Source organism: Oligoflexus sp., from assembly GCF_035712445.1.
GTDB lineage: Bacteria > Bdellovibrionota_B > Oligoflexia > Oligoflexales > Oligoflexaceae > Oligoflexus.
Map to the genome: position 1 here is coordinate 1 of NZ_DASTAT010000102.1, position 15,108 is coordinate 15,108.

General features: G+C 51.5%; 13 protein-coding genes and 1 pseudogene. 11 read left to right on the plus strand and 3 right to left on the minus strand.

The window, feature by feature from the left end; genetic code table 11:
* The 6 genes and pseudogenes from VFO10_RS22705 to VFO10_RS22730 all read left to right on the plus strand — a co-directional run.
* A pseudogene (locus tag VFO10_RS22705) lies at nucleotides 1-224 on the plus strand (peroxiredoxin); the annotation flags it as partial.
* Nucleotides 225-432: 208 nt separating this feature from the next.
* Entirely contained in the window at nucleotides 433-1,344 is a 912-nt protein-coding gene (locus VFO10_RS22710; RefSeq protein WP_325144277.1) for a hypothetical protein, read from the plus strand.
* 194 nt (nucleotides 1,345-1,538) lie between these two features.
* Nucleotides 1,539-2,990, plus strand: coding sequence for an ABC transporter substrate-binding protein (locus VFO10_RS22715; protein WP_325144278.1), 1,452 nt, complete (start codon nucleotides 1,539-1,541; stop codon nucleotides 2,988-2,990).
* Between the two features lie 2 nt (nucleotides 2,991-2,992).
* Nucleotides 2,993-5,044, plus strand: a complete 2,052-nt coding sequence (locus VFO10_RS22720) for an ATP-binding protein (protein ID WP_325144279.1) — start codon at nucleotides 2,993-2,995, stop codon at nucleotides 5,042-5,044.
* Between the two features lie 217 nt (nucleotides 5,045-5,261).
* The gene (locus tag VFO10_RS22725) at nucleotides 5,262-6,665 is read left to right on the plus strand and encodes a hypothetical protein (RefSeq protein WP_325144280.1); all 1,404 of its coding nucleotides are present in this window, start codon (nucleotides 5,262-5,264) and stop codon (nucleotides 6,663-6,665) included.
* 218 nt (nucleotides 6,666-6,883) lie between these two features.
* Nucleotides 6,884-7,495: a hypothetical protein gene (locus tag VFO10_RS22730; protein WP_325144281.1), complete on the plus strand. Its 612-nt coding sequence runs from the start codon at nucleotides 6,884-6,886 to the stop codon at nucleotides 7,493-7,495.
* Here VFO10_RS22730 and VFO10_RS22735 read toward each other — a convergent pair.
* On the minus strand, nucleotides 7,492-7,695 hold the full coding sequence (locus VFO10_RS22735) for a hypothetical protein (protein ID WP_325144282.1): 204 nt from the start codon (nucleotides 7,693-7,695) through the stop codon (nucleotides 7,492-7,494). The genes VFO10_RS22730 and VFO10_RS22735 overlap by 4 nt on opposite strands.
* A 398-nt stretch (nucleotides 7,696-8,093) precedes the next feature.
* Here VFO10_RS22735 and VFO10_RS22740 point away from each other — a divergent pair, with 398 nt between their 5' ends.
* The 5 genes from VFO10_RS22740 (at nucleotide 8,094) to VFO10_RS22760 (ending at nucleotide 12,611) form a co-directional block, all read left to right on the plus strand.
* Complete coding sequence (locus VFO10_RS22740; protein WP_325144283.1) at nucleotides 8,094-9,083, plus strand: glycosyltransferase family 2 protein; 990 nt, start codon at nucleotides 8,094-8,096, stop codon at nucleotides 9,081-9,083.
* A 25-nt stretch (nucleotides 9,084-9,108) separates the two neighbouring features.
* Entirely contained in the window at nucleotides 9,109-10,755 is a 1,647-nt protein-coding gene (locus VFO10_RS22745; protein WP_325144284.1) for an HAD-IIB family hydrolase, read from the plus strand.
* Entirely contained in the window at nucleotides 10,736-11,302 is a 567-nt protein-coding gene (locus tag VFO10_RS22750; RefSeq protein WP_325144285.1) for a hypothetical protein, read from the plus strand. The genes VFO10_RS22745 and VFO10_RS22750 overlap by 20 nt, the downstream gene beginning before the upstream one ends.
* A 162-nt stretch (nucleotides 11,303-11,464) precedes the next feature.
* Nucleotides 11,465-11,980 carry a hypothetical protein gene (locus tag VFO10_RS22755; protein WP_325144286.1) on the plus strand — a complete coding sequence of 172 codons (516 nt, stop codon included), beginning with the start codon at nucleotides 11,465-11,467 and terminating at the stop codon, nucleotides 11,978-11,980.
* A 64-nt stretch (nucleotides 11,981-12,044) separates the two neighbouring features.
* The gene (locus VFO10_RS22760) at nucleotides 12,045-12,611 is read left to right on the plus strand and encodes a hypothetical protein (protein ID WP_325144287.1); all 567 of its coding nucleotides are present in this window, start codon (nucleotides 12,045-12,047) and stop codon (nucleotides 12,609-12,611) included.
* A 93-nt stretch (nucleotides 12,612-12,704) separates the two neighbouring features.
* Here VFO10_RS22760 and VFO10_RS22765 read toward each other — a convergent pair whose 3' ends face one another.
* Together VFO10_RS22765 and VFO10_RS22770 are read right to left on the minus strand one after the other, a co-directional pair.
* Nucleotides 12,705-14,516: an AMP-binding protein gene (locus VFO10_RS22765; protein WP_325144288.1), complete on the minus strand. Its 1,812-nt coding sequence runs from the start codon at nucleotides 14,514-14,516 to the stop codon at nucleotides 12,705-12,707.
* A gap of 161 nt (nucleotides 14,517-14,677) precedes the next feature.
* Nucleotides 14,678-15,108, minus strand: a 431-nt coding sequence (locus tag VFO10_RS22770; RefSeq protein ID WP_325144289.1) for a LysR substrate-binding domain-containing protein, incomplete at its 5' end; no start/stop codon positions are given.

Consider the following 15,108-nt stretch of genomic DNA (forward strand, 5'->3'; position numbering starts at 1 on the left):
GCGTGGCTCTCCGCGCGACCTTCCTGATCGACAAAAAAGGCGTCGTACGCCAGCAGACTGTCAACGACCTGCCCCTCGGCCGGAACATTGACGAAATGCTGCGTCTTGTCGATGCTCTTGCCTTCCATGAAAAGCATGGTGAAGTTTGCCCAGCCAACTGGACTGAAGGCAAAAAAGCTATGCGCGCGGATCAGCAAGGTCTGAAGGATTACTTCGGAAGCTGAGCCTTTGCCTGTCTCGCGGCGGTTTCTCAGGAAGCCGCCTGGCCTTCCTCCCTTGCCCCGACTGCTGGTATGCGTTATCCGAAGGCCCTGCCTCTTGAATATTCGAGTAAACATCTCAACTCCTTAACGCCGACACATTGCGAAGTTTACTTTCCAAATCCGCCTGCCGATGAAAAATGGATAATCCTGAGCATGCGGAGTCTCAATCGTGATCCTAAGGCAGATTTTAGCGACCACAATTCTTATCCTGCAAAGCCAGCTTTTCGTGACAGCTTGTGGTTTTCTCTGTGAAAGCGAGCACTGTAACGATTGGCAAACTGCTAAGATAAAGACCTGCCGCACCACAGTCGCCTTGCCGAATGTTGACTTTCCTATTCGCGTGCACCTGCGCGTTGTCAGTCCCCATGAAATTCTCTATGCACCGCAGGAAGAATGGGATCCTGCCCTCAATGAACAGCGGCCTAAAAACGATGGCAGTCTCTATGATCAACTGCACGATTTTGGTATTTCCTGTGACTCGAATCTGTTTACGGAAATTCTGGTGGAGAACTATCCCGCGGAAAAGCTCCCGGATAGTATTTGCAGTTTGAGTTTTCAGGATGATCAGGCTACCCGATTTGATCTATCCTGGACATCCAAAACGCAGAGCGGCAAAGCTGTCATTCAAACGTTATCAGCTGCTCCAGAAACTTTATTGGTCCCGCGAGGCACACCTGACACCAATTATATCTCGCTTGCGACTCAAAACTTTACTTTCCCTGAACGCACCCTACACTTCCCGAATCTGCCGGTTGAGGTTTTGTACACGCAAACGATTGAAGATGGCTATGACGCTACCCATCCCAATGATACCGGAGTTCGCTACCGCTATTCCTGTGTGGCTAACAATCTACACCCAAAACGACCCTATGTTCTTCCCACCGGTAAATGGGGCCGGGACGAAGCGATCCTCCAGGAAATCTGCAGTTTTTCCAGCTATGAAGGCTTCTCGGATCAGCGTGTTGAGATCACGCCGGAGGCTGATGGCATAACTGTCCGGGTGCTTGATTCTCAGGACAATGTCCTCGACGAAAGTTTCTCGACGGCATGCGAGCATAATGAAAAGGGGCGCAAGCGTTAGCCACCTGTTCCTGTCCAGGGTCATAATACAGAGCGGACTCATCAAAGCCATGCTTGCGGCGTCTAAAAAGAGCAGACTTTTCCCTCAGCACCATTGTTCCGCTATGCACTGCGTGAAACGAAATGTATATAGAATCCGAAAGAGAGTTTGCGGATTTGGATGGGCACGGCATCTCTCCCAATCGGACCTTACGCATGAATCGTCGTACTTTACTTCAGAGTCTCGCCATGGCTCCCTTTGCCTGGCGGGGGTGGGCTCGTGAAGGTTTATCCCCCGAAGCCTTGTCTCAGAATCCCACGGTCAAAGCCATACTGGAAAAAGCACGCAACCTGCGCAGTCGCAGCAAACCCGGCCTTCGCCTCTTTTACCCGAAAGGCAGCCTTGGCAATCTTCTGCCCTGTGCCAGCATCTTTGAGCAGGGCAGTGGCATCAAGGTTCAGATGATCGAGGCCTCTTTGGATGAAATAGCGTCCCAGCTCATGCTGGAGCATCGCCTCAACCGCTCCGAGCCGTATGATGTGGCTCTGCCACCAACTTACTCCATTCCCGATCTCGCTGCGGCTGGAGTCATCGCACCTTTAAATAATTGGGCGAAACAGCATGAAGCAGCGGATTCCTTTTCCAGTTGCCTCTATAAGCTCGGCAACCGCTTCCTGGATCAGCTCTATGGGTATCAGGCGGATGGTGATGCCTATCTCTTCTTCATGAATCGATCGTGGCTGGAGGACCCCAAATACCGCGCTCGCTATGAAGACCGCTTTGGGCAGCGTCTGGACATCCCCAAGACCTGGGAGGAGGTGGACCGCCAGCTGCAATTCTTCCACGAACCGGATCGAAATCGCTTCGGCGGCAGTCTGTTCCGCACCCTGCAGTACACGGTATGGGAATTCTGGATACGTCTCCATGCCAAAGGCATTTGGCCATTTGATGCGAATATGAATCCGCAGATTGAACAGGCTGCAAGCGTCGAAGCTCTTCGCGAACTCATTCGCGCCACCAATTTTCTGGCCGGCGATGTCAAGCAAAACGGTCTCTTTGAAAATTTCCGTTCCTACGGTGAAGGCAACACCTACTGCAACCTCGGTTGGGGCGGTACACAGAAATATCTTCAGAGTCCCGCCTCCCGTATGCGCAATCAGGTGATCCACAGCCCCATGCCCGGGGGAAAAATCGGATCACGCGTGGTGCCCATGCCCTATTTCAACTGGGGTTGGAACTATGTGGTCCTCGAACGCTCTCAACAAAAGGAACTGGCTTATCTCTTCTGCCTCTTCGCGAGCACAGTCGCCATAAGCACGCTCTCGATTCGCGACCGGGATGGATATTTCGATCCTGTGCGGCTGGAGCATTATGAGGATCCCACCATCATTTCCATCTACAGCCAGGACTTTCTTAAAGCGCATCGGGAGAGCCTCGAGAATGTTATCCCCGACCTCTACATCCAAGGTTATAACCTCTACATGTCCGCGTTGAAACACGCGATCCACAGCTGCATCATGTATGATATCAAGCCGGAGATGGCCCTGAAGAAAGTGACTCAACGCTGGAATGAACTCACAGACAAAGTCGGTCGCGAGGCCCAGATCAAGCAGTGGCGTTATCTGCGCAGTTGCTATCCTCCTTATCTTCAAACCATGCTGAGATAATTATGAAACGACTCACGATACGGGAGGCCCTCAAATTTTTTCAGCTGCCGGGTTTCATCGCCGCGCTCATTATGGGCGCTGGCTGCCTCGCGGCCGTCTTCTACCTGCTGCGGGAGGCTGATCAGACCGAAAAAAGCCGGCTCAAGGACCTGGAACATGAAGCCGCCTCACGGCACAGCAATATCGTCAATGAGCTGGCGCGCAAAAGGATAGCCCTGAAGACCCTAGGGGATTTCTTCGCCTCCCACGCCTCCGTGCATGAAAGCGAATTCCGCTTCTTTGCCGCTTCCATGCTGCAAATGTACGAACTGCAAAGCATCTGCTGGACCAGCACCGATGGCCAAACCATCTTTGCCCATTCCGAGCATGGCGAGGCCGCCTGCAGGAACTTCGATATCCTGGCCCCCAATCGTATTATCAAACAGGATGAGTACGGGATCCTCCTCTCAAGCTTCACCCGATCCCGAGGCCATCAGCAGGGATTTGTCTCGATCTACCTGGAGTTGAAATCCCTTATCCCGCAGCAGCCGACCACAGCCTTTTTTGAAGAGCTGGTGATCAGTGACTCACAGACGGATGAGTTCGCATTTTATCCCTTCAACGGCGGTCCGCCTCATGCATCCACCCAAAGGGAAGGGGTGGCCTGGGAAAAATTTTACAAGGTCGAGGAATTCGAGGGTATCCTTGTGCTTTACAGTGCGCGACTCGTCGCATCGAGAAGCCTGAAGACGCTGTCGCCTCAGCAGATCCTGCCGGCCGTTTTTCTTTGTCTCACGACCGTCGTGCTTGGACTCTTCGTCCGCGTGCTTCTGCTTCAGAAAAACCGGATTGCGCAGCAGGTGGCCATGCAAACGGAATCTCTTAAGAAGAACAATATCCTTCTGCAGGAAGCTCGCAACCGGGCTGAGTCAGCCACGCAAGCAAAGTCCACTTTTCTTGCCAATATGAGCCACGAAATTCGCACTCCTCTGCATGGTATTCTGGGTATCACAGGTCTCCTGCTCGATACGCCTTTGTCCCAGGAGCAGCGTGATTTTGTTCAGGCGATTCATCGCTCAGGACAAACGCTTCTTACTGTGATCAATGATATTCTGGATCTGTCCAAAATTGAGGCCGGACGCCTGGATTTTGAATCCATCGATTTCTTACTCGATCAGACTGTCCAGGATGTGCAGCTCGCCCTGGCCTTAACCGCGCAACAGAAAAATCTGGAACTGCACTGTGAAATTGCGCCGGATGTTCCGCGACACCTGGTCGGCGACCCTAGCCGCCTGCAACAGATCCTGACCAACCTGATCGGCAATGCCATCAAGTTCACGTCTCAGGGATCGGTACGGCTCGTCGTTTCCACCGCGCGGAAGGATAAGGATACGGCGACCCTTCGTTTTGAGGTGCATGATACCGGCATCGGAATGAGCCAGGAAACTCAACAGAAACTCTTCACGCCGTTTACTCAGGCGGACAACACAACCACACGGCGTTACGGGGGCACAGGTCTCGGCCTATCCATCTGCAAATACCTCGTGGAACAGATGCAGGGACAGATCGGAGTGCGCAGTGAAGCCGGTCGCGGCTCGACGTTCTGGTTTACGGTGACGTTTCCTGTCAAGGACGCAGTTCTTTCCATTCCGGCACAAAACCAAGCGCAACCTTCCGTGCGTCCTGTCGGTGGATTAAAAGTGCTGGTTGTGGATGATGTCGCGATCAACCAGGTCATCGTAAAGAGTCTTCTGGAAAAATTCGGCTGCACGGTGGAAACTGCGGCGAATGGCCAGGGAGCTTTGCACCTTCTGGACTCAACTTCCTACGACCTGGTTTTCATGGACTGTCAGATGCCCGAGATGGATGGTTATGAAGCCACCCGTCGGATCCGCAGCAAACACCCTGCGCCTGGGTCGGATGTTCCTGTTATAGCGATGACAGCTCATGCGATGAAGGGCGATGCTGAAAAATGCCTGGCCGCCGGCATGAGCGATTATATGAGCAAGCCCATTAAGCTGCAGGATTTGGAAAGGATACTGAGTCTGTGGCGACCTGGTAAAAAGCCAGCGTAAATTCGTGAGAATGGCCGTTGAACCCCGCCTCATACGCCACTGGGTATTTTCGTTCGATCCTTTTTGAGGTCGTGGAATTTTCGCGCTGGATTTCCTGCTGATTTTCTGAAGATTTAACAAGCTTTCCCTGAGTCCCTTGCCGCTTCTCGGCTTTCCCATCATATTCCGCCTTGTATCTCCAAAGCATTACAAACGATGACTTGAAAAGGATCTTGTCATGAAACAACAAGGTATAAGACTTGCTTTGATGCTCACATCGGCCATGGCTTGCCAGGTCTATGCTCATGGCCCTAACGAAACCCAGGAACCGAAAGTCCCCATTCCGGATAAGCCGGGATCCATGCAGGATGCACCAAAATACTATGAAGACGTGAAACCCATTTTTGATGCCTACTGCGGCACCTGCCATCAAGTGGGTGGCTCGGCGCCGTTTTCGTTGCAGGATTACAAAACTGTCAAAGCAATGGCAAAACCCATACTGAGGGCCGTGGAAAACAAGACCATGCCGCCGTGGGGTATAGCAGCGCTGGAAAAACATCCGGTGAAGTATGATCTCACCCTGAGCCAGGAGCGCATCAGGCAGATTCGCGCCTGGGTGGAAGGCGGATCCCAGGAGGGAAATCCCCAGAAAGAGGGTCTTCCGATTGCACTGGAAACCTCAAGTATCAAGCACGTTGATCTGATCATGACCATGGCCAAGGACTACCAGACGATTGCAGCCGAACAGGATGAATATCGCTGTTTCCCCATCGACTTCGATGCCAACGAAGACTTTTATGTTACCGGCTTCAAGGTGCAGGCGGGCAACTCCAGCATCGTCCACCATACTTCTCTTTATGCTTTTGACCCGCCGTATGCAGGCCTGGTGGATACGATGGATGCTTCCGACCCGGACTATGGTTACACTTGTTTTGGAACCCCCACGACACCCGCCTATCCGCAAACTCCATTCCGCACGATCGGAACAAGCGGAACTCAGGCTCTTGATGTGGTCTTTCCTCAGAATACAGGCATCCGCATCAAACCCGGAACCCGCTTTGTGATTCAAATGCACTACAGCCGTGTCTCAGCGAACGGCAGCGCAGGAGGCAGCGATCAGTCCAAGGTTCTGCTCCAAACCCAAAAACAAGTCGCCGAGCCCTTGGAATTCATCTATTTCATGAATCCCGAATGGCTGCAGCCCAACATCATGATGATCCCCGCGGGACAGAAAGAAGTGACTCATAGTTTCTCGGGAAGCCTTCTCGACAACCTGAGCAGCATGAGCAGCAAAGGTGAATTGCAACTGAACAAAGGAATCAGAATACGCGGGATCATTCCGCATCAGCATCTGCTCGGCAAAGGGATGAAGGTTTGGAAAATTTCTGCGGATGGCAGCGAAGATCTCCTTTTGGACGGCGTCGGGCATTTCACCTTTGGACATCAATGGATCTATCAGTACCAAACCGCAGTTGATCTCCTGCCTCAGGACATGCTGAAAATCAGCTGCGTCTGGGACAATACGAAGGAAAACCAGCTCACGAGCAGCGGCCAGAAGCTGGAACCCATGGATACGGATTGGGGCGATGGCACACGCGACGAAATGTGCGTCGCTGCCATCCTTGCCACCGATCTTCCCTGATTTCCTATCCAGGGTTTGAATTCTTTCCGCTAAGTTCGGCTACGAATCGGCCAGGCGCTTCGGCGCCCTGGCCGAACACGCGGCACTTTTCCTAACGCCTTTTTGCACGTAAATGCTTCGCTTTTAGAATTTTCTCGTGCCTAAGGTTAATAAAACTTTCCTGATTTCCCTAATGGAAGAGACCGATAAGGCTGCATGTGTCCACTCAGGGAGTCTTCATGCAAGTCTTTAAAATCAGCACCGTAGCCCTGCTGCTCCTGTCTTTTCCTTACGCCCAAGCCCAAAGCGGAGAAAGCGCCAGCGCGCGAAAAAAGAAGACGGTTCAAATCGGTGCGCATGGGGGAGGCAACGGCACCGGGACGAACCTGGGTCTCTTTCTTCCAGGCGATAATCGCCTTGACCTGTCTTACTCGATGTCATCTTTGGATTTTTTCGGGCTTACTTATAAACAGAGCATCTACAGCCTGGAATTCCAATCCTTTCTGGGGAACAGCTTTTATTATGCGCTGGGCGTAACGCAAAGGAAGCTTGAGATCACCATCAAGGATTATTACAGCGCTGACACCGGCACGGTAACGACTCACCTCAACTGCAAGGGTCAATCGATCGGGCCGCACCTCGTCATTGGCAACGAATGGCAGTGGGATTATTTCTCTCTGGGCGCCGAATGGGTGGGTTTCATCAGTCCTTCCACCTGGAGCTATAAAAACGAGTATAATGATGCGACGTGGACGGACGCTGATAAAGCGTATTGGGATGAGACCATCGAAAAAGCCGTGAAGCAGACGAGCTTCATGGGATTGAATCTGACTCTCGGTTTTTCGTTCTAAGGGGGCGCAGTTGTATAGGTTTGCATGTCGTCCAATTCAGGGACACTCTGATAGGTTTCTGTGACAAGAAGCATCAGACGACCGTTCAGATCGATTCTCCTTTTCTGCACCACAAAACCATTCGCATTCTTATGATCTTCGGACTCCACAGTCGAACCCTTGGTTAGGCTGGGGCCTTCACCGCCCATCATCGTCGACACAGAATGCCAGTGATCCCAGTTGCAACTTTTTCCCGAGAGTTCACCTTTGCCGGCAAACGAGCCATTTAACTCAGCGAGTTGAAGAATTCGAAGTCTACGATCTGGAGAAAGAAGGGGCCATAGTACGCGATAATCCAGCGGCTCAAAACTATAAGGTCATGGATAGAGCCGCAAGCAAACCAGGCACTCACAAACCGGATATCGAAAATCAGGAATCGCTTTTTACTGCCTCCTGAAGCCTACTTCCTTTGTTTCCATCCATAATTACTGCATATTGCCAGGCCTCCCTCTTCCCTGTCGTATTACATGACAATAAACACGGAAATGTAGGTTTCAGGCCCAGGATTCACCTTGCATTCCTGTTAATCAAAAGTTAGTAAAGCGTGTCTCACGGAGGAATGAAGAGCTTTGCCTGTCTGCATTTCCTGACTTCTTCCTGCCGAAGTCTAAATGTAATCTTAATACCGAGGTCGACTATGAAGGAAATCAAGCTGACACAGCAAGACGACCTGGACCTGTCCGTGGTGATACCCGTCTATAACGACACCCTTAAATTTGAGAACCTCCTCAGCAGCTATCTCCATGCGTTTGCTGCCCTGCCGCTGAAGTTTGAACTGGTCATCGTGGATAACAATAGCCCCCGATTTGAAGAAATTTATGCCATCGTAAAAAAATTTCGTGAGAACTTGCAAATCACCGTGGTGATGCAACCCCCTCTTCAGCATTCCTTCTCGCTGTGCAGTGCAAGAAATCGCGGTGTCCTGAACGCACGAGGACGCTTCATATTCTTCACAGATTCAGACTGTCTGATAGACGAGGATTTCGCGACGACGGTGGCAGACATTTGTCAACGTGAGGCTGCAGTATCCCTAGAGTCCCCTCGTATTTATACCGGCGAAAGGGTCTTCGTTTTAATACCCGATGAACCTTTGCCGGATGCGAAGATTTCAGACAGGATCAAGGAACTGCCGCGAGTACCCTCGGCCAGCAACTACGGGAAGGTCAAGGACCGGCGTTTCCCCTGGATCCAGAATCTTCCACAGCAGGAGCATCCGTGGAACTTTGTTCACGGCTGTTTCATACTGCTTGAGAAAGAACATTATCTGCGGGTTGGAGGCAGCGACACCTCCTATGACGGCTTTTGGGGCTACGAGGAGATTGACCTCGTCTATCGGATGGTCCATCAGCTCCGCGCCGAGGTCATTTACCTGGAAAAAGCCAAAGTCTATCATCAGGAGCTACCGTCGGATCTTGAGAAAATCCCGCAGAATACACAGCGGAACAATAAAAGCATGAACCCCAACTATCAGCGGATATGCCAGCGGGTCCCGGGCTTTGATGAGTTTAAAAAAGTTCAGTGGCAAACCTTGAATATCATAACGTCCTAAACACCAAGGCGAGGCGCTACTGCTTATGAAACGTTATCTCATACTCCTCGATTTCGATGGAACTCTCATTGAGCGGGACAGCAGGGGCTGCCGCGATAAAATCAAATTTTCCGATCTGGCCCTGGCGAAATCCGTGTATCAGGAAGCTTTTGCTATCGTCATCGATTATAAAATCCTGACCAGCTCCTGCGCCCAGTCGATCGAAGACATCATGACTGTTTCGGAAATGGCCAGTATCGGCGAGTGGCTCTTTGAAAATGGTCTTCATGCCCGAAAATATGTGGAGTTCTGCGATACCGTACAAAAAAATCCAGACACGCTGGCTTTTTTGTCCCAGGTACCCCAGATTTGTTCCTGGCTTGATGATTTTCAGGAGCAAAGGATTTCCGATGTCGTTCATAGTATCAGCAGGAAGAAAGTTTCCCTGGCGATTCACCTGAAACACAGCCAAGGTGAAGTCTATAAGGCCTTGATCGCGGCGTTTGGCGCTACGTGCACCATCATCAAGTCCGGGCTTCAGACCATAGAGATCTTTCCTAAAAACTATGATAAGACCTGGGCATTGGATCAAATCGACCTCAGCCCCTATGAACGAGTCGTATTCATCGGCGACTCCATCTACCCGGGTGGCAATGACTACGCAATTGCGCATAGTCCCAAGGTGGATTTTGCGATTGAAGTCAAGAGTCCTCGTGACAGTGCTGGGCTCCTGATCAATATGCAAAAGTCAGCGCATAGGGTGCCTTTCCATTCCAGTATTTTAAATGGCACGCAAGCCCGAGTCGTGACAGATAGGATGGAAACACTGAGCGATGAGGCGCGTTTCTTCAAGGACAAAAGATATATCCTGTTGGACTTCGATGGAACGCTCACCTACGAGCAAGGCCAGGTCTACCCAAAAATACTCGATGCGCTAAAAGCCCTGTCGGCCACTTACAGGATCTGGATTATCACCGGTCGCTCCCTGGGATGGGCCGACATGATGATCAACACCTTTCCCATCGACGGCGTAATCGGAGAAAACGGTGCCTTCGCTTTCTACTGGGACGAGGATCATCGCAAGATCAGGATGTGGCGGTCCAAACACTTACCCGGCGATTACAAGCAAAAACTCGCGCATTTGAAAAATCAGCTTCAGGTGAATTTCCCTTCCATCACTTTCGCCTCGGATCAATTTTCCCGCGAGCATGATATTGCAGCCGTGACCAACGAACACGGCGAGATTCTGACTTCCGATCAAATGGAGCAGCTCCTCGCCTGGGCCCGCTCGGAAGGTGCTTACGCTGCGATCTCCAATATCCACATCAATATATGGTTCGGCGAGTATAACAAGGCTCAGACGGTGATCGAGCTTTTTAACGAGCTTTATTCGATCTGTAACTACGAACTCTGCCGCCGGTCGTTCTATATAGGCGACAGTCCCAACGATGAGCCGATGTTCCGTTTGATCGAAGCCAGTTTTGGCGTCAAGAACGTTGAGGTGTTCCTGGATCGTCTGCGCTATAAACCTGCGGCCATCAGTCGCGAATCGGAAGCTTACGGCTCCTATGATATCCTGCGCAATATTCTGGATAAGAAAAGGATAGCGCTCTATGGTTCGTGCCAGGGCGCAGCTCCTACTGGAAAATATCTGTCTCGTGAGAAAGGCCATCATGCAGAATTCAAACAATGACTTTTGGTATCTATCGACTCGCAATATGTCCAGCACGCTGGATAGGATCCATATCACTTCGATCGCCTTTTATCTTATTTTTCCCCTGGTCCTGATACTGGGCCAAATTTTTCACATCGATGCGATGCTCAAGTTTGAGCGGGATATCATGTTTGCAGGCAGTTTCGCTTTAGGCGTTTGGCTCATCTTTGACTTTTTTTACCCAGCGATCCCCGTGTCCCGCACTTATATCGTTCTACACCATGTCGTGGCAGCCGCCATCGTGGGACTGGCGCTGGTTTTTGAACTTTATGGGCCATTGGCTATCGGGATTCTGCTGCAGGAAGGTTATACTTTTGTCTTCAGAAAGCTTATCTATGCCCCCGGTCTGGAATTAATGGCGGATCTAACCCGCTTTACGGTGAGCGGTGCCCTCCTCGCTGTCAATGCAGGCGAGGTTCATTGGATCATGGTTCTGCTCTGGATTTTTTTCATTGTAAACAATGCCTACTTTTTCAAAAGCACGCATAGGAAAGTCTTCGTGGCTGAGGCGCTCAGCAGTTCTTGAGTGATCGGGAAACTTACACCATCCATACCGCTTACTACATTTTTTTACTGATCTTCTTCACCGCAATTCACATCACAAGTTCCGAGTCGTCATAAGATGCAACGGCTCGCGACTTCGTCCACAATCGCCTCAGAAACAACGCTCAATTCTTTGGAGATACCCATGAAGACCTTGTTAACAACAGCCCTCTCTCTGCTCGTTTCTGGTTCGGCTTTGGCTTCCGTGGATGTTCGCTTTTCAGGATCCTGCGCTGCAGGCGACTTTGATGCTCAGGGTGGAGACATCGAATACTTCAACCTGGATCTTGACCTTCTTGAAGGCACCGGCAATGAAAAAAAGGAATGTGTCATCACAACGACCATTCCGCAAAGACGAGGCTTTTTCATCAACGTGAGTCAGTTCCTGGCCCAGGGTGCAGCTGAGATGGACGGCAACGGCCTTGTGTCCCTCTTCGTCAATCATCGTTTCAATAACCAGAACGCGCCCGGTGCTCGCGACATCGCACGCAATTCCCGGAACATGACCGTATCGCAGACAGCCATTGGTGTGAGCATTTGCAATGAGAAGGTGGTCCTGCGCACGAAGCTGACAGCAACGGCCAAGGATGCCTTCTTCATCCAGGACAAGGCGACTTCCAATAACGTGAAGTACCGCTTTGCTTATATTCCCTGCAACTGATCACTCGGGGAAGGCTCGGGGACGGGATGTCTCCGGGCCCTTGCCTGACGCGAAGGGAGAGCCCATGCGCGAGTTCATTTTCAATATCCTGCTCCTGTCTGCCCATAAAGTCGGGGCCGAGCCCGGGATTATCACATTCACACCAGACAGTTTGAATGAAGACTGTGCAGGATCGTGGCAGGCGACCGTGAACGACGGTCGTACTTCGCTGAGCTTTGAGAATTTTGACTTGAAAGTTTCCTCTGCGGCCCAGGTCAAACACTGCCGCATATCGTGGAAGCCCTTGATTCCAGAGGGATGCTACGCTCCATCAGGGCGTCTTGTGATTCGCGGACACGTTCACATGCAGAAAGTGAAGGCTCAGCTGCGGCTCTCGCATGATCTTCTGGGACAGGGGGATACAGGTCAGACCCAAGCCATCGAACTGGAGGAAGGGCCGTTTAACGCGAGCATGGAACTCCCTCCGGAACGTTTTCAAAAACCTTGGGAAGCTGTGAAACTGATCACAAACCTGAGCCTTTTTTTGCGCCCCATCAAAGAGGGAAACGACTCCGTCCCAAGCCAAGGACGGGTATCCGTCACGGCTGTGGAACTCGAAGGTCTTCGCCCAAGGGACTGTGGTCCCCCATGAAATCCCCCCCAGTATGAACCTACCCAGCGGAAGGTGACAGCCACCCACCACCTTCCTTTTGCACTGCAAAACGCTGATGCGTCCCACCCTCACCTACTTTTGACTTTCCATTTTTCGTACTTCGCGTCGCAGAATCTTTCCGACCGGATTCTTCGGCAGAGCATCCACGAACACAATCTTGGAAGGCCTCTTATAATGAGTTAAAGATTCATTCAAAGCTTCACTGAGTTTTTCCTGGCTCAAGTTTTTATGGGCGGGAACGGCATAGAGGACCACGCGTTCACCCGTTTTCGCATCCGGCACTCCTACCGTGGCGCATTCAAGCAAAAGTCCTGTTGCCATGGCCTTCGCATCGATTTCATTGGGATAGACATTAAACCCGGAAACCAGAATCATATCCTTCTTCCGGTCCACAATTTCAATGAGGCCATCAGCACGGATGGTGGCTACATCACCCGTCATCAGATATCCATCATCCGACATGATCCTGGCTGTTTCATCTTTGTTTTTGTGATAGCCCACCATCACCTGCGGTCCCTTGGCCAGCAATTCACCCTGGACCTCGGAGCCCTTGCCAAGCGGCAAATCACGTCCTTCTTCATCACGCAGTTTTATCAAGGTCCCGGCCACCGGATAACCTTGAACGCCAGAAGTCGGGTTGAGAGGATCGGCCACGGCAATCAGCGGTGAGGCTTCCGTCAGGCCGTATCCTTCGGTTATACGGGTTCCTGTTCGTTTTCCCCATTCCGCCGCCACATCCGGTGACGTCGGCATACCGCCGGAAATAATAACCGTCTTGGGATCCAGTTTAACTGTATCGAACTCAGGACGTGAAAGAAGAAGCTTCATCAATGTACTGATCATCCCGACAACCATTACGTTCGGTTCATTCATCAGCTTGAAAAGCTGCTTGATCTCCCGTGGGTTCGGCAGCGTCGTGGTCGTCATGCCTAAACCGATCGTGGTGGAAAGGAAACCGCAGGTCAGACTATAGATATGATAGAAGGGCAAGGGTAAGAGCGACAAGGCGTTCTGTGACCCGGGCTGGTCTTGTATTTTTTGGACCCGTTCGAGCCATTCGGGAGAAAAGGCCCCAAACGATTGCTGCACATTGTAACAGATATTGCGATGCGATAGCTGGGCACCCTTGGCAATTCCGGTGGTCCCGCCCGTGTATTGAATAAAGGCAATATCATTTTCGTTCACCAACTTTTCCAGATCCCGCACCCGGGCAATCTGTTCGTCGGTCAAGGGTCGGCATGTATCGAGAAAACGGGTCACCTTAATTCCAGCATCAAACTGATAAGGGGGCACCATCTTTTTCACATAACGAACAATGGAGTTGATCAGAATTCTTTTTGGTAAAGGTAGAGCATCCGCGACTTCCGTGATGATGACTTCCTGAAGGCCCGGGACCGTGGCCTCCGCAGGTGTTTTGGCGATATTGGCCAGCGTCACCAGAACCTTGGCTCCGGAGTCTTTTAACTGATGCTCAATCTCAGGCCTGGTATAAAGAGGATTGCAATTGACGACGGTCATGCCAGCCTTGAGGATACCAAGCAAGGTCACCACATACTGAGTGAGGTTCGGCAGCATGATAGCCACACAATCCCCCTTGCTCAGGAAGGGGCGGGTCAGGAAATAGTGGGCGATGGAGTCCGACATGGCGTCAAGTTCCGCAAAGGTCAGGGTTCCCCCCAGACACTGCACAGCTTTTTTATGGGAAGACTTTCCCACACGCTCCCGCCAGTTGAGCAGAACCGTCCTGGGAAGGCTTTCATCCAGAGTAGTCCTGCGTTTCAGATCGGTCAGTGCTTTATGCCAGAAAGCTGCCACTTCTCTATCACTGATACGATTCGGGTTCGGCGATTTGAGGTTCTGAGCTACGGAATCATCATGGCTCATCGAGTAGGCCCCTTTTACGAATTCACTGAGTCACAGGTTTTTATGCCTATTTTACTTTAGCATAAAATTGGGGACAATAGATCCCTTCGCATGGACTCTGAAGGGGATCAGTTGATCGTTCCGAGGATTTCTCCAACCCCTTCCCTGCCAGTTGCTGAGCTTTAGACCAGGCCTCCCTGATTGTTGAGCCGGCTTAGGCGTTCTCTTAAGCGCGGCACAACAAAGTCCCTGAATGTTCGTAATTTAAGCGGCAGGGCACGCACTCCATGATGGACGATATGCACGGGCCAAGGCGGTGGTTCAAATCCTTCGAGCACTATTTTAAGTTCCCCACGGCCCACCGCCTTTTCAACCTGATAGGATAGCGCGCGCGTGATTCCCACGCCTGCTATGGCAGCATCGATGCCAGCCTCGGCAGTCGAAACAATAAGCCTCGGTCGGACAGCGATCGAAATCTTTTCTTTCCCTTCATGGAACGTCCAACTGCGCGGCGAGCCGAGCACTTCAAAGGCGATGCAATCGAAAGAGGAAAGAATTTCGGGTCGCTGTGGGATTCCACGGGCAGCAAGATAGGCTGGATGAGCACACACAA

Excerpts from the sequence above, each read along its gene's own strand:
- VFO10_RS22760 (WP_325144287.1), top strand. The coding sequence starts at position 12,045 with ATGCGCGAGTTCATTTTCAATATCCTGCTCCTGTCTGCCCATAAAGTC.
- VFO10_RS22755 (WP_325144286.1), top strand. The coding sequence starts at position 11,465 with ATGAAGACCTTGTTAACAACAGCCCTCTCTCTGCTCGTTTCTGGTTCG.
- VFO10_RS22725 (WP_325144280.1), top strand. The coding sequence starts at position 5,262 with ATGAAACAACAAGGTATAAGACTTGCTTTGATGCTCACATCGGCCATG.
- VFO10_RS22720 (WP_325144279.1), top strand. The coding sequence starts at position 2,993 with ATGAAACGACTCACGATACGGGAGGCCCTCAAATTTTTTCAGCTGCCG.
- VFO10_RS22715 (WP_325144278.1), top strand. The coding sequence starts at position 1,539 with ATGAATCGTCGTACTTTACTTCAGAGTCTCGCCATGGCTCCCTTTGCC.
- VFO10_RS22750 (WP_325144285.1), top strand. The coding sequence starts at position 10,736 with ATGCAGAATTCAAACAATGACTTTTGGTATCTATCGACTCGCAATATG.
- VFO10_RS22745 (WP_325144284.1), top strand. The coding sequence starts at position 9,109 with ATGAAACGTTATCTCATACTCCTCGATTTCGATGGAACTCTCATTGAG.
- VFO10_RS22765 (WP_325144288.1), bottom strand. The coding sequence starts at position 14,516 with ATGAGCCATGATGATTCCGTAGCTCAGAACCTCAAATCGCCGAACCCG.
- VFO10_RS22740 (WP_325144283.1), top strand. The coding sequence starts at position 8,094 with ATGAAGAGCTTTGCCTGTCTGCATTTCCTGACTTCTTCCTGCCGAAGT.
- VFO10_RS22730 (WP_325144281.1), top strand. The coding sequence starts at position 6,884 with ATGCAAGTCTTTAAAATCAGCACCGTAGCCCTGCTGCTCCTGTCTTTT.